At 68.4% G+C, this 13,161-nt stretch carries 13 protein-coding genes and 1 pseudogene; 5 read left to right on the top strand and 9 right to left on the bottom strand.

Translation table 11 applies throughout. The features are described 5' to 3' along the window. Positions 1-844: 844 nt before the first annotated feature. Positions 845-1,370, bottom strand: a pseudogene (locus tag AB0J69_RS47935) (transposase); the annotation flags it as partial. 334 nt (positions 1,371-1,704) lie between these two features. Between AB0J69_RS47935 and AB0J69_RS47940 the strand changes: the two are divergent. Together AB0J69_RS47940 and AB0J69_RS47945 are read left to right on the top strand one after the other, a co-directional pair. Next, the gene (locus AB0J69_RS47940) at positions 1,705-3,237 is read left to right on the top strand and encodes an ISL3 family transposase (protein WP_364132488.1); all 1,533 of its coding nucleotides are present in this window, start codon (positions 1,705-1,707) and stop codon (positions 3,235-3,237) included. 70 nt (positions 3,238-3,307) lie between these two features. Continuing rightward, the gene (locus AB0J69_RS47945; RefSeq protein WP_364132490.1) at positions 3,308-3,850 is read left to right on the top strand and encodes an SUKH-4 family immunity protein; all 543 of its coding nucleotides are present in this window, start codon (positions 3,308-3,310) and stop codon (positions 3,848-3,850) included. Positions 3,851-4,133: 283 nt separating this feature from the next. On the opposite strand, the gene AB0J69_RS47950 is transcribed toward AB0J69_RS47945, so the two are convergent. Continuing rightward, on the bottom strand, positions 4,134-4,643 hold the full coding sequence (locus AB0J69_RS47950; protein WP_364132492.1) for a hypothetical protein: 510 nt from the start codon (positions 4,641-4,643) through the stop codon (positions 4,134-4,136). Here AB0J69_RS47950 and AB0J69_RS47955 point away from each other — a divergent pair. Further along, positions 4,624-5,109 (top strand): hypothetical protein, encoded by a 486-nt coding sequence (locus AB0J69_RS47955; protein ID WP_364132494.1) that lies wholly within the window; start codon positions 4,624-4,626, stop codon positions 5,107-5,109. The two genes, AB0J69_RS47950 and AB0J69_RS47955, sit on opposite strands and share 20 nt — an antisense overlap. Before the next feature lie 387 nt (positions 5,110-5,496). Here AB0J69_RS47955 and AB0J69_RS47960 read toward each other — a convergent pair whose 3' ends face one another. From AB0J69_RS47960 to AB0J69_RS47970, 3 genes are all read right to left on the bottom strand, one after another. Further along, complete coding sequence (locus AB0J69_RS47960) at positions 5,497-5,811, bottom strand: hypothetical protein (RefSeq protein WP_364132495.1); 315 nt, start codon at positions 5,809-5,811, stop codon at positions 5,497-5,499. Between the two features lie 173 nt (positions 5,812-5,984). After that, the gene (locus AB0J69_RS47965; protein ID WP_364132497.1) at positions 5,985-6,764 is read right to left on the bottom strand and encodes a hypothetical protein; all 780 of its coding nucleotides are present in this window, start codon (positions 6,762-6,764) and stop codon (positions 5,985-5,987) included. A gap of 608 nt (positions 6,765-7,372) precedes the next feature. Continuing rightward, a complete protein-coding gene (locus tag AB0J69_RS47970; RefSeq protein WP_364132498.1) occupies positions 7,373-8,455 on the bottom strand; it encodes a hypothetical protein in 1,083 nt (360 codons plus the stop codon). Between the two features lie 759 nt (positions 8,456-9,214). Between AB0J69_RS47970 and AB0J69_RS47975 the strand changes: the two genes are divergently transcribed. Then, positions 9,215-9,400 (top strand): cytochrome c oxidase assembly protein, encoded by a 186-nt coding sequence (locus AB0J69_RS47975; RefSeq protein WP_364132499.1) that lies wholly within the window; start codon positions 9,215-9,217, stop codon positions 9,398-9,400. A gap of 76 nt (positions 9,401-9,476) precedes the next feature. Beyond that, positions 9,477-10,475 carry a Ppx/GppA family phosphatase gene (locus tag AB0J69_RS47980; RefSeq protein ID WP_364132501.1) on the top strand — a complete coding sequence of 333 codons (999 nt, stop codon included), beginning with the start codon at positions 9,477-9,479 and terminating at the stop codon, positions 10,473-10,475. A gap of 19 nt (positions 10,476-10,494) precedes the next feature. Here AB0J69_RS47980 and AB0J69_RS47985 read toward each other — a convergent pair whose 3' ends face one another. The 4 genes from AB0J69_RS47985 to AB0J69_RS48000 form a co-directional block, all read right to left on the bottom strand. After that, complete coding sequence (locus AB0J69_RS47985; RefSeq protein ID WP_364132502.1) at positions 10,495-10,875, bottom strand: VOC family protein; 381 nt, start codon at positions 10,873-10,875, stop codon at positions 10,495-10,497. Positions 10,876-11,112: 237 nt separating this feature from the next. Beyond that, positions 11,113-11,553 carry a DUF4396 domain-containing protein gene (locus AB0J69_RS47990; RefSeq protein ID WP_364132504.1) on the bottom strand — a complete coding sequence of 147 codons (441 nt, stop codon included), beginning with the start codon at positions 11,551-11,553 and terminating at the stop codon, positions 11,113-11,115. A gap of 423 nt (positions 11,554-11,976) precedes the next feature. Then, positions 11,977-12,501 (bottom strand): DUF305 domain-containing protein, encoded by a 525-nt coding sequence (locus AB0J69_RS47995; RefSeq protein WP_364132506.1) that lies wholly within the window; start codon positions 12,499-12,501, stop codon positions 11,977-11,979. 166 nt (positions 12,502-12,667) lie between these two features. Continuing rightward, positions 12,668-13,063, bottom strand: a complete 396-nt coding sequence (locus AB0J69_RS48000; RefSeq protein WP_364132507.1) for a DUF6153 family protein — start codon at positions 13,061-13,063, stop codon at positions 12,668-12,670. Positions 13,064-13,161 lie beyond the last annotated feature (98 nt).

A 13,161-nucleotide genomic window follows, 5' to 3' on the forward strand; every position in this document is an offset into this window, starting at 1 on the left:
CGCCGACGGTGACCGTTTTGAGCGGGTTCATCGTTCTTCCTTCTCTCGGACGAAGATCAGCCCGCCGGAGCGCCTGGTGCCAGGGGGTGGAATACAGCCTCCGACGAGGCTTCGTCATGCTCGAATCCCTGACTGACACGAGCGATCCCCGGGCCGAAATTCAGTGGAGTGATCGTTGCACGCGTCGGCAGCAGCGTGGAATACGACCGGAATACGCCTGGTCATCTGGCATCGAGAGATGACTTCGGGCGGAGCCCCTTTGCCGGGGGCGCCTGTCTTGGCAGTGATGCTGAAGGAGTTGGGGGTGACGGCGATCAGCGGCCAGATGCGTCGGCAACCCAGCTGATCGCCAGATTGCACGATCTTCGGCCGCTGCCGCCGTCGAGTCTCCAGTGATGTACAGCGTCAGGCGGTCGGATCCAGGAGGACTGCTCAAAAGGTGAGCCGAGACGCCTCGTGCGTCGTATGCGCGTCGCCATAACAGGTCGGCAAGCCATGCAAGAGAAATCTCCGCAGGTCAAGCCCTACTAGATGGCTCGGTAGACCGTGCTCTGTAAAACCGGACCAGCGGGTTGCTTGTCAGGAGCTTGACCGGGCTCCCCGCGTAGTCCAGGACGTTGTAGAGCACCGCGCGTTTACGTGCGATCGCGGTCCCCGCGGCGGTATTTCCTGTCAGGGTCCTAGCCTCGATCTTTCGTGATCTCGGCGTGGTCGGTTGAACGGTTCGGCTGGAGGTGGAATGCGTGCTGTGGTCAGCACGCTGGCCCGGCTGTCGCGCCGAGTGGGCGGGGTTCCACGGGCCCGCGGGTGTCCTTTCCTGGTTGTAGGGGCGGGTTATGGCTGGTCAGGGCGGGGCTGGTAGCGCCTGCAGATGCGTCAGTGCGGTGAGGATGTCACGGGCCCAGGGCCATCGCCCCGCGATGCGCAGGCGCAGCCGTCGGCCGCCGTGCACCAGTCGTCCGGCCGCCGCGAACAGCCGCAGGCGCAGGCGTTTGGGCTCGTAGCTGCGGGCGGCGGTGCCGGGCAGCGCGAGCATCTGCATCCAGGCCAGGAGTTCCCAGGCCAGGGCGACGAGTTCGCACCAGATCTGGTTGCGGGTGAAGTGGTGCAGCGGCAGGTTGGCCAGGCCGGTGTCCTTGGCGCAGCGGATGCGGTCTTCGGCGCGGGCCCGGCGGCGGTGCCGCAGTTCCAGGTCGGCGAGCTGACCACGCTTGGGTGTTGGTGACGAAGCAGGTGACGCGGCATCCGTCGACGTCGGTGAAGCGCAACTGGGCTCCGGGATGCGGACGCTCCTTGCGGGCGATGACCCGTATCCCCTTGGGCCAGCCCGGCAACTCCAGCAGGCCGGTCAGTTCGGCCACCCAGGCGCCGGCTGCGGTGAGGGCGGCGGTGCGCTGGTAGCGGGCGCGACCGAGGAAGGCATCGACCTCGGCTTCGACGGCAGTCTGGATGATCAGGCGGGCGCCGAGCCGGGCAGCGTCCTCGATGACCTCGACCAGGTCACGGTCGGAGGCGAACAGGGCGTCGATCTCGGCACGGATGGCCTGGATGGGCGATACTCGACGGGTCACGAGCGTGGGGCCTTTCTTCGTGCGAACTTGGCGGTTCAACACGGAACCTACGCTCGTGATCTATTTACACCGCATCTCGGGCTCTGTCGCAGAAACGGTGGTGACTGATCGTCTGTGGATGTCACAGTGAGCGATGATCGATGCCACGGTACTGGTGAGCACGGTGTTTGCAGGACTGTCGCCGCTGATCGTCCAGGATGTAACCGATGAGGACCGTGCGATACGGCTACGCATGCGAACCCCAGATCATCCAGGTGCATGCCCGGACTGTGGCACCACGACGAGCAGAGTGCACGGCTATCACCAGCGCATCGTTGCCGACGTCGCTGTTGACGCCCGCCCCGTCGTTCTTGAGGTGCGCGTGCGTCGCCTGGTGTGCGCCACCGCAGGCTGCAGGAGAACCTTTCGCGAGCAGATTCCCGGACTGCTGCGGCGCTACCAACGCCGAACCGTCCGCTTGGCCACGCAGGTCGCCGCGGTGGTCAAGGAGTTAGCCGGGCGGGCCGCCGCGCGCACGCTGCAGGTGATGGCCATCCCGGTCACACGGTTCACGGCGCTGCGCATGCTGCTGGCGTTGCCTCTGCCGCTGGCCGCCGCACCGCGGGTCCTGGGCGTTGACGACTTCGCCCTGCGTAAGGGCGACGTCTACGCAACAATCTTGATCGACGTTGAGACGAATCAGCGGATCGACGTGCTGCCCGGCCGCAAGGCCGAGACCTTGACCGACTGGCTGCGTGCCCATCCCGGGGTCGAGGTCGTGTGCCGGGACGGCTCGACGACCTACGCCCAGGCCATCCGTGACGCGCTCCCGGACGCGGTGCAGGTCAGTGATCGCTGGCATCTGTGGAACGGCCTGGGCGAAACGGTCCGCAAGGAGGTCGGTGCTCACAGCTCCTGCTGGGCCCAACACGGGCCGCCGCTGCAGGACGGCAAGCGCGCGGCCACCACGCTGGAGCGGTGGAGGCAGGTCCATGAGCTGATCGATGCCGGCGTCGGCCTGCTGGAGACCGCCCGCCGCCTGCAACTGGCGCTGAACACGGTCAAACGCTACGCCCGAGCCAGCGAACCCGAGCGCATGCGGCGCGCCCCGCAATACCGCCCCACCCTGGTCGACCCCTCCCGCGACCACCTACGCGCTCGGCGTGCCGAGGAACCGGCCATCCCGGTGCAGACGCTCCTGACCGAGATCAAGAAACTCGGGTATACCGGCAGCCAGAACCTCCTCTACCGCTACATCAACCAGGGCCGAGTAGAGGCCGACCGGCCCACGATCTCCGCCAAGCGGGTCACCCGGCTGCTGCTCAGCAACCCCGACAAGCTCACCGACGCCGACCGTGAGCTGGCCGAACGGCTCAGCTCCAGCTGCGTGGAGATGACCGTCCTCGTCACCGCTATCCGCGACTTCGCCGCCCAGCTCAAACCCGACCCCAAGAACGACGAACGCCTCGACACCTGGATCCTCATGGTCCGCGCCGCGGACCTGCCGCACCTGCACAGCTTCTGCACCGGCCTCGACCAGGACCGGGCCGCCGTCGAGGCCGGACTCACCCTCCCGCATCACAACGGCGGCACCGAAGGCGTCAACAACAAGACCAAGATGATCAAGCGCCAGATGTACGGTCGGGCCGGCTTCCGGCTGCTACGCCATCGGATCCTGCTCGGGTGACATCACGATCAGTCACCACCGTTTCCGCGACAGAGCCGCATCTCGGACGCGACCCCTTTGGAGGGGCCCCATGCTGACCTTTGAAGACCTGGCCGGATGGGCCGGCGCCGAACGCATCAGCCGAGCTGATCCGGGCATCGTGGCCGGATGGAGGATCCCCGAGGGACAAAAGTCGCTGCTTGTGAACGTCGGCGTTCCTGTCGTCGATCAACTTATCGAGTACGTCGACTTCCAGGCGGCCCCTGACCCAGTGCTTCAGACCACCTCAGGGATTACGCTTTACCGGCTCACCGGCAACCACCACGGTGACATCGTGTCTGGCTTGCGGTGGGCCTTCGGCGCCGAGCCGCACACCGGGAGGGTCCGCTACGTCCTACCGGGTGGGGAGGCGTGGTTCGCCAATTCGACGATCGGCCACTGGCTGCGCACGCTGCATCACTACGGACTCCACGTTAGTCAGTCCCCCATCCTCAACGACGCGGACGACCACGAAGACGAAGCGCTGGCCGAGCTTGCCGAACTCGCGCAGAAGCTCAAGGAGATCGACCCACCGGCCTTCGAAGGCTACCGCGGGTTCATCTGGGCCGAGTTCCTCGATCGATGGCTGTGGTAACTGCCTATTTTCCAGTCTGTCCTCAAGCTGGCTAGCACCGTCCAAGGACCGCTCACGAGCGGGCATTCAGACAGTTCCAATATCCGACTATGCCGTTAGTCTCCCTCAAGCGGAAGCGGGAGGCGGTCGAGGTGGTCAGCCGCCACAGCTTCGATCGGACCGGCCGGGCCCGGCCGGCCTGTTCCGGCGTCGCCTATGAGGAGCGGTCGGTGGCGGTGCCGTTCGGCCTTTGCACCGAGCCGGCCAACATCAGAGCCGGGGGGAAGGCCTGCGCGGTCCGCTATCAGTGCGCCGCCTGCAAGTTCTTCGTCCCCGACCCCTCACACCTGCCGGCCATGGACGAGCAGATCGCGGCGATGCGGGCCGACCGGGAGACGGCGATCGCCTGGGAGGTCGACGAGTGCGTGATCCGCAACTTCGACGACAACATCCAGGCCATGGAGAAGATCGCCGGCATCGCCCGGGACAAGCTGGCGAGGCCGAGGCGTCCATGCACGTCTTCAACGCCATGGCCGAGATCCGCATGGCCGCCTCGCGGGCGCTGGCGCTGCTGCACAAGCAGCAGATCCACTTCACCGCCGACCGCGCTCAGGCCATCGCCGAGCTCTGCGACGGCGCCGAGGCGGCCATCACCGCCGTCCGGGACCTGGCCACCGGCTCGGCGCTGGACGACGCCGCGCTGGCGAAGTTCCTCGACGACCCGGCGGGCTGCTATGAGCCCGCGGCGGGACGCGATGGGCTGGACGCAGGCCGAGAACGACGTCGCGGAGGTGATGATCTGGCTGCGCGGCAACCACGGACGCGAACTCAGCTACGCCGACATCGCCGCCGGCGTCGGCCTTCCGAACGGTGCCCGGCTGCGGCGGGCCGTCCGGGTCGTCCGCGTGATCGTGGCCAACCGCGGCGATCGCCTGGAGCGGTTCATGCCGTCGACCGACCCTGCCCGGCGCGATGCTGGCCGGCGCCGGGTCTTCGTCACCCGCTACATGCGCTCCGGCCACGGCGACGAGTTCAGCGCACGCGCGGCGATGACCTCGGTCAAGGACATGCAACGCGCCACCACCTTCGAGGCCGCCAACCCGCACTCCATCGCCCGCAAGGAGTTCGCCACCATGGCCCAGGCCGCCGACGAGTGCATCACCAAGGTCGCCGGCCTCGAGGTGGTCGGCCCCCAGGCGGTCCGGCACGAGAACACCAGCCTGCTCACCCAGATGATCACCGAGCTGGAAGCCCGGCTCACCGAACCGGCAGCAGACTGACCAGGGCCGCCTTCACGCCATACGCAGCCGTCCCCGGACACGCCACACGCCCAGCAACCAGCCCAGGAGCCCCGTCATGACCCAACTCGAACACACCCTCGCCAAAGCTCTCACCGAGGTCGTCATCAGACTGGACCTCAGCAACGACGACGCCATCACGCCGCAGCCACGATGCAGGTGATCGAACCGGTGGCCGTCCTGCTGCAGGACCTGTCCGAGCAAGACCGGCAAGCCCTCGCCGACCTGATTCACCAGTTCTCGCAACAGGAAAGCGACCCTGAGCGGCAGCTCACCGCCTGGGAAGCGCCCGAGACCCCTCGGACTTCTGACCGACGACCGATCCTGACGCATAGGCGTCCCGGAACGCCACGCCTACCCCTCGCAGGGTCAACTCCCCGAGAGCAGACCGCCTGGGCGGGGAAGCCCATACCGGTCGGTCACCCACTCAGCGGCCAGGGTGAGCAGATCATCTCCGACGCGTTCCGTGACATGTTCCGTGGCGTCATTGGCCGGGCGCAGCCGCCAGCCTCGCCCGTTGGGGACGATCGTTGCCCGCGGACATTCCTCTTCCAGCGGGACCAGCAGGAAGAATGGAGACGGGTCGGGGTCTCGCTTCAGCGTGAACAGGGTGCGGACGCCGTCCTTATCCTCGGGGTTCCCCGTCATGATCACGATGTGATCAGCGTTCATCAGCGGGTGCATGCCCTCGATCCTGACACCGGGCTGACCTGGCCGCGGCCGTTTCTCCACGTTGACCAGTCGCTCAAGGCTCAAAGCGACACCTGAGTGCCATAACCCGCCGGTCCATCCGGCGGGGTTTTGACACGGCTCATGGACCGCTCAACGGCACCAACCCACCGGCACCCACAGGATGACTACTTGCCTGACGTGCCTGACACGCACTCAACCATCTGACCAGCAGGTTCGCTTGACATGGCTAGATAACCATCGTCGTCGCCGAACTGGCCCCACACGTCCTCGACGAACCAGCGTAGTGTCGCCGCGGCGTTGTTGATCAGCGGCACCATTCGCTCGCGCGGTCCGGATCCGCGGGCGCCCTTGCCGTGACGGACATGCAGTTTGCCGAAGCGGCCCAGGTCCCACTTGATGTCGGCCAGGTCCAGCTTGCACGCCTCGTTCACGCGCAGCCCGACCTCGGATATCAGGCGGCAGGCGGTGTAGTTGCGGGCGGTCGGGGCGAACTTCCGGCAACTCGCCAGCTCCTGCCGCCACCCAGTGAACAACCGGCTCACCTGCTCGACGGTGGGCGGGATACGCAGCTTGCCCAGCGGACCGCCGCGCGGCCGGTTCATCTCATCGATCGGGCACTCGACCACGCGGCCGGTCATCTGGTGAATCTCGACCTTGTGACGAAGCTCCAGGAACAGGAAGAACGTCTTGATCGCCTGGGCCCGAGCCAGCCGGGTGCCCTTCGCAGCGGAGCGCAGCACCTTGCCGAAGTACGCGTCGGTGTCGGCCGGGTCCATCTCCCACAGCGACCGGCCGAACCAGGCCCGTGCCTGTTCCAGGTGCACCACGTCGGAGGAGATCGTCCCGTCCGACAGTCCCGCCGCGGCCCGGGCCAGCACGAACCCGGCCAGCACGTCGGTCTCCAGCGCCTCCAGGTCCTCCACAGTGGCCGGGGCCCGCGCCACTCGGAGATCCTTCACTACCGCCAGCGCCAACTCTGGCCACCTCGCCTTCACCATCGCAGCAAGACGAACGACCAGGACGATAGACCTTCAGAATCCCCGAAATCTCATCAACAACCGAAGAGCCGGAGTACCAGCAGATAGCCCCAGGTTCTGGGGCTAGAGAGACCGAAGAACGCCGAAGGAACTCAAGGGTTATTAGGTAAACCGGCGCAGTCCCCTGGCGCTCCGGCCCGGTGCCCGCGCCCCGGATGCCATGCCTGTCGTGTACACGAACGAGCACCGTTCTTGATCGTCCGGTGCCTAGAGACTCCGTCACAGTTCAGGTCGTTGCCTCGCGACCCACCAATGCTCCGGAAGCGATGCGCTGTCTACGGAGAGTGATATTCCGGGTGGGTGGGTGCTGTTCGCTGCGCCGGCCCGGGTCGGCCATGCGCCGGACTGCCCGCCCAACAGGTGCCTTGTGGCTCGCGTCCTTCCCGGATGAATATGTCGGCGGCGGCACGCACTGAACTGGGGTTCGACAAGTACGGGTGCACGGTTCGGTCCCGGTTGTTCACCTCGACCTGGCGGATTGCGCGGCCCGCGAGGCGATGAGGCGCTGGTCAGCCCTACCGTCGCCGGAGGATGACGTCCTTGCCGTAGTCGGCCTTATGGTTGGCGGCCCCCACCACCCACAGCTCCGATGTGCCGGGAATCGCCGTCACCGCCACGCGGCCCAACGGGTAGTCGTAGATGCGCTCACGGGTCCAGGTCCGGCCGTCGAAGTGCAGGGCCACCGTGGTGTCGCCACTGCCGTACCCGACCGCCCACACGTCGTCCGGCCCGAACGCGGTGACGCTCTCCAGCGGCCCGTCACCGCTGGGCACGGCCATCCGCTGCCATGAGGACCCGTCCCAGTGCATGATGAGCGTCTCCGACGGCCCGGAACCCTCGATCTTGGTCTGGCAGGCGAACGACGGCGCATGCTCGCCCCCGATCCCGCCGACGGCCCACACGTCGTCCGGCGAGATCTCCCACACCTGCTTGAGGTAGCCTCCCGGCACGTCAGGGAGGGGCATCTCGGTGTACGTCCCGCCCTGGGCAGCGTGCCAGACCGTAGGCCTGATGCCGGAGCAGCCGTCGCGGAGCGCGGTGCCGACCACCCACACCTGATCGTGCCGGGCCGTCACCGCGGCGAACACGCCCTGGACGGCGGCCCGCTTCTCAAACTTCCGGCCAGTCCACTCAAGGGCAAGGGAGGTGTCCCTGGTCAGGTCTGTACCCACCAGCACCGCCCGCCCCTTGTCGATCGACACGTCGGTGAACCAGGACGCTCCCAGCCCGGACGGGCGCGGGTACGACCAGCGCCGCCCGTCCCAGTGGATGGCGACGCCATCCCCCACGATCCAGATGTCGCCGGGTCCGCCCACGTCGAACCCGCTCACGTAGAGCTCGCGATCGAGAGCAGTCTTCTTCCACGCCGCGCCGTTCCACCGCTCGACGACCACGGTCCCTTCGCGGTCCTCGGCGCCGTCCTCGAAGCCCACCGCCCACGCCCGCCGAGGCCCATCGGCGACCACGTCGACGAGCTCCGCTCTCGCCCGGAGCCGCGGACCCGCGACCTCCTTCCACCGCTTGGAGCGGGGCTCCACCATCCAGGTCCCGGCGCCCGCGGTCGCCGAAGGCGTGACGGTCGCGGGGCTCGACAGCACAGTCCCCTGTCTTGAGCACCCGGCCGCCGTGCCGAGACACAGCACGACGGACGCCGCAAGCCACGCGATCTTCATAAGAGCCCAGTATGACCGAGCGGCCGTCCCCAAACCGGACATCTACACCGCACTCAACATCGCGCTCTTTCCGCTGACAGACCTGCGCTTCGACAACCCCACCCGGACACCGACACAGGTGCCGACAGGTCCAGATGAACACCGACAGGTGTTGCGTGACAGTCGGATGTCAGCGGCTTTGAATGGCCCTGCAACAGGTAGCCGTTCGACCAGTGTGGCGACCTGCTCGTGTGCGCCGGCCTCCCGCAGGCTGTTCAGTCGGTGAGCTGTCGGAATCGGGCCAGGTTTCTCGAACAGGCCACGCCTTCCTGAGAGAGCTCGCCGTTCGCCCCCTCTGGGGGGCAGGTAGCCCTTCCCGGACGAGAGCCGCCGCCGACTTCTTGCCCTGCGTGGAGTCCCACACCTCGTACAAGACCCTGCTGGGCATCCACCACGTCCGCACCGGACCGTACCAGCTCTGGTGGGACCTCGGTTTCCTGCTGGGACGATCTCGTCATCGGCGGCTGGGCGTTGCAGCGCACCGGCGGGCGGCTCGGCCTGTGCCGGGACGAGGAGCCGGCCGCATGACGCACCACGGCGGCACGGCACCGGCCTTGCTGGTGGTCGCCGTGGCCGCGGCCGGCTACCTGACGGTGGCGACGCACGGCAAGCCCGGACGGTGGCGACGCACGGCAAGCCCGGACGGTGGCGACGCACGGCAAGCCCGGACGGTGGCGCGCGGCGGCGTTCCTGACCGGCGTGGCGCTGCTGGCCGCCGCCACGACCGGGCCGATCGCCGTGCTGGCCGCGACCGACTTCCGCGGCCACACGCTGCAGCACCTGCTCATCGGCATGCCGGCGCCTCTGCGCCTTGATGCACGCCGGCCATGATGCTGATCGCGGTCGGCATGGCGGGGAACCGGCAGCGGCCACCGTACGGGCACGATTCCGGAGATTGATCTCGCCTGTGACGGGTAGCGACCTGGTCATGCGATTAGCCGTGCTCGACATCGGTTCCAACGCCGCTCATCTGCGCATCACCGATGTCACGGCGGGCCACCCGCCACTGCCGGTGGCGACGCTGAAGCGCCAGATCCGGCTGGCCGAGGAGATCAGCCGGGAGGGCGTCATCGGGCGGGCGGCGATCGACCGGCTGACCGAGGCCGTCGGCGAGGCCGTCGCGGTCGCGGCGCATCATCGGGTGCACCGGCTGCTGCCGTTCGCCACCTCCGCCGTCCGCGACGCCGCCAACCGCGAACCGATCCTGGCGGAGATCCAAGCCGCCACCGGTGTCCGCGTCGGCTACCTGGACGCGGTGCAGGAGGCCCGGCTGACGTTCCTGGCCGTACGGCACTGGTACGGCTGGTCCGCCGGCCCGATCCTGCTGGCCGACATCGGCGGCGGATCCATGGAGCTCGCCTACGGCACCGGCGAAACCCCCGAACTGGCGCTGTCCCTCCCCCTGGGAGCCGGACGGCTGACCCGCCACCGCCTGCCGGACCCCGACCGGGTGAAGAAGAAGCATCGCCGGCGGCTGCGCGAGCACGTGGAATCCGTGCTCGCCAGGAGTGTGGGCGACATGTCCGCCAGGCACCGCATCGGCCAGGCCACCGCGGTCGCCACGTCCAGGACGTTCTACCAGCTCGCCCGCCTGTGCGGGGCGCCGAAGGCCAAGGCCGGGCCCCACGCCACCCGCGAGCTCCGCCGCGACGACCTGCGCGAAGCCATCGAACTCCTCGCCGGCCGGACACCCGCGCAACGCGCACAGCTTCCCGGCGTCTCCGCCCCCCGCGCCCGGCAGATCCTCGCCGGGGCCATCGTCGCCGACGCCACCCTGGCCGCTCTCAACCTGCCGCGCGTACGCATCTGCCCCTGGGCGCTGCGCGAGGGCATCCTGCTGGACCAGCTCCACCACTCGGCCCGACGCACCCGGCATCTGGCCGCGATTCAGAGCCAGAGCGCCTGAGCAGGACGACCGCCGGCTTTCAGGCTCCCTGCGGATGACGGCGATGGAGCAGGCAGAACTCGTTGCCCTCGGGATCGGCCAGCACGACGAACCCCTCGTCGCCCCGCTGGCCGACGTCCACGCGGGTGGCGCCCAGCCCCACCAGCCGCTCGACCTCGGCCTCGACATCGCCGCCGTCGGGAACGTACAGGTCGGGGTGGTTGCGGTTCTTGCCACGCTTGGGCGCGTCGGCCGGCTGGAGCCAGACCGTCAGGGAGTTGCGCGGCGCGTCCGGCGGCGGCCACAGGTGCGGCGCCTCGCCGTCGTGCTCGACCTCGTAACCGAGTGCCGCCGACCAGAACGCCGCCATCTTCCGGGTGTCGTGCACGTCCAGGGTCCACTGTGCGAACCGGCTCGTCACGGAAGCCGCCCTCCATCGCTGTTCGTCCTTCGCCCACGCGTACCCACATCCCCGCCACGCACGCGTACCGCAGACGGACGGCCCTTTCCGCACCACGGCTCCTGCTGCTCCGGCTCCCGCCGCGCGCATCAGAGGGGCTGACCGGCTCGCCGGTCCCCGGCCCACGTGGCGCAGGCCGCGGACAGTGGCAGCGCGCGGAACGGGCGCCCGGGGTTCGGCGGCGATCCGGTCGGCTGGTCAGTGGTGGTAGGCGTGGACCACCGCGTGGCCCTTGCCGCGGCCGATGATCCACTTGTTGATCGGCCAGGTCACCAGGAACGCGACCAGCAGCGCGAACGCCAGCGCACCCCAGAAGAGCACCGAGGCCAGACCGGCGTCCATGGCCCCCGGGATGATCAGCATGATGCCGTTGTCCACGATCTCCATGACCAGGATCGACAGCGTGTCGGCGGCCAGCGCGAGCCGCAGCGCCGTACGCCAGTTGAGGCCCGCGCGGAACAGGCCGCGCAACGTGAGCGCGTAGCCGAAGATGAACGCCAGGACGACGGCCAGCAGGATGCTGGGCAGGTCGTGCCAGCCCAGCGCGGTGGCGATCACCATGCCGAGCACCTCGCCGATGGCGCACCCGGTGAGGCAGTGCAGCGTCGCCGATGCCGCCACTCCCCACGTCGCCTTCATCGGCCCATGGTGACCGTGGTCCGCGCCTTGGGCTTGCGCGTGGCCACCGTGCACGTCGGGGCCGGAAGCATGCGACCCATGGTCGTGTTCGCCGTGGTGCATCGAATCGGACATTGCCACCCTTATCTCAATAAGTCATATCGACACACCAAACGTATACCCCCTACCCGTATATCGGCAACGGCCCGTTCCGACCGCCTTCCCGGCAAGCGCCCGCACACCTACTACGGAATATAGTTGAGACGCGCCCCGGCAGTGGACGCGCGGGCGTGGTGCCGGTGATCGCCGACGCGGTCCACCACGCCACCGCGTACGCATCCGATGCCCCATCGCACCGGGCAGGCTCTTCGTCCGGAGGTGTGAACGCGCGGCCGAGCGGTGACCCGTCCGAGCGCGCCGGCCGCGCTCGGACGGGTCATCGGCTCAGAGCCGGTCGCGGAGCTTCCGCAGCTGCTCCACCTCGGCCCGCTGGGTGGTTTCTATGGTCCTGGCGAGCTCCTTGGCCTGCGGGCTCGCTCCGTCGGCCTGCTCGGTGCGGGCCATCTCGATCGCGCCTTCGTGATGGGCGATCATCTGCTGCGCGAAGAGCTTGTCGAACTCCGCACCCTTGGCCGCCCTGAGCTTCGCCATGTCCTCCTCGGACATGACGCCGGGCATGTCGTGCCCCATCCCGGCCTCGGGCGCGGACTTGCCCCACCCGGTCAGCCAGCCCTTCATGGTCTGGATCTCCGGGGCCTGCGCCGCCTTGATCTTCGCGGCGAGCTCCTTGACCTCCGGGTCCGCCGCGCGGGCCGGCGCGAGGTCGGCCATCTCGACCGCCTGCTCGTGGTGCGGGATCATCATCTGCGCGAACATGACGTCCGCGTCGTTGACCACGCTCGACGGCTGGGCGGTGGCGCTGGTGGCGGCGGGCGCGCTGCTGCCGCCCATGGCCCCGTGTGTGGCCATGGAGTCACCGTTTCCACCACATGCGGCGGCCAGAGCGAGGGCTCCTGCGGTCACGGCGATGGACGTCTTGCGGTTGATACGCATTGCTGTCTGTTCTCTCGATCGTGTGGGAACCGTCGGCCTGTTCGCGGACGGGCTCGAAGCCCGGCCCGCATGAGCCGTCGGCCTATATGCGCAACATCGAGAGAATCGCCAGGCGCCGGGACGTGAGCTCCGGTGGCGGCCGGGCGACCTGGCGGACGGACGAGAGTGCCCCACCTCCGGCACCAGTCCGCCGGCCCGCTCTGATCCGGGCAGCGCCCAGCAGCAGGACGATGATCGACATCAGGACGGCCAGGCAGACGTCGGTCGGGTCGAACCCGGGCATCCCGCGATCGGGACCGTATGCCGGAAGTTCCGCCTGATGGGCCGCCGGGGCGAAGCCCTCCATGGCGTGCGCGCCGGGGGACGGACCACCGTGCCGGCCGTCCAGATGTCCCAGCGTGTGCATGCCGCACACGCCCAGGGCGAGGGCCACGAGCAGGACGGCGCGCGCGACCCGAACTGCACGAAATCTCCGCATAGGTCGCACCGCCTTCCTCACCTACGTGCACGTCACGGCCTTGGCAGTCTACTAACTCGGCTCGTAGAATCTCTCGCGAATGCCGCCACAAGCAGGTG

The organism is Nonomuraea sp. NPDC049709 (assembly GCF_040674815.1).
Classification (GTDB): Bacteria; Actinomycetota; Actinomycetes; order Streptosporangiales; family Streptosporangiaceae; genus Nonomuraea.

What these genes read in the sequence shown, in the direction of transcription:
- AB0J69_RS47940 (WP_364132488.1), top strand. Translation starts at nt 1,705, where the DNA reads ATGATCGATGCCACGGTACTGGTGAGCACGGTGTTTGCAGGACTGTCG.
- AB0J69_RS47945 (WP_364132490.1), top strand. Translation starts at nt 3,308, where the DNA reads ATGCTGACCTTTGAAGACCTGGCCGGATGGGCCGGCGCCGAACGCATC.
- AB0J69_RS47955 (WP_364132494.1), top strand. Translation starts at nt 4,624, where the DNA reads ATGATCTGGCTGCGCGGCAACCACGGACGCGAACTCAGCTACGCCGAC.
- AB0J69_RS47960 (WP_364132495.1), bottom strand. Translation starts at nt 5,811, where the DNA reads ATGCACCCGCTGATGAACGCTGATCACATCGTGATCATGACGGGGAAC.
- AB0J69_RS47990 (WP_364132504.1), bottom strand. Translation starts at nt 11,553, where the DNA reads ATGAAGGCGACGTGGGGAGTGGCGGCATCGGCGACGCTGCACTGCCTC.
- AB0J69_RS47995 (WP_364132506.1), bottom strand. Translation starts at nt 12,501, where the DNA reads ATGGCCACACACGGGGCCATGGGCGGCAGCAGCGCGCCCGCCGCCACC.
- AB0J69_RS48000 (WP_364132507.1), bottom strand. Translation starts at nt 13,063, where the DNA reads ATGCGGAGATTTCGTGCAGTTCGGGTCGCGCGCGCCGTCCTGCTCGTG.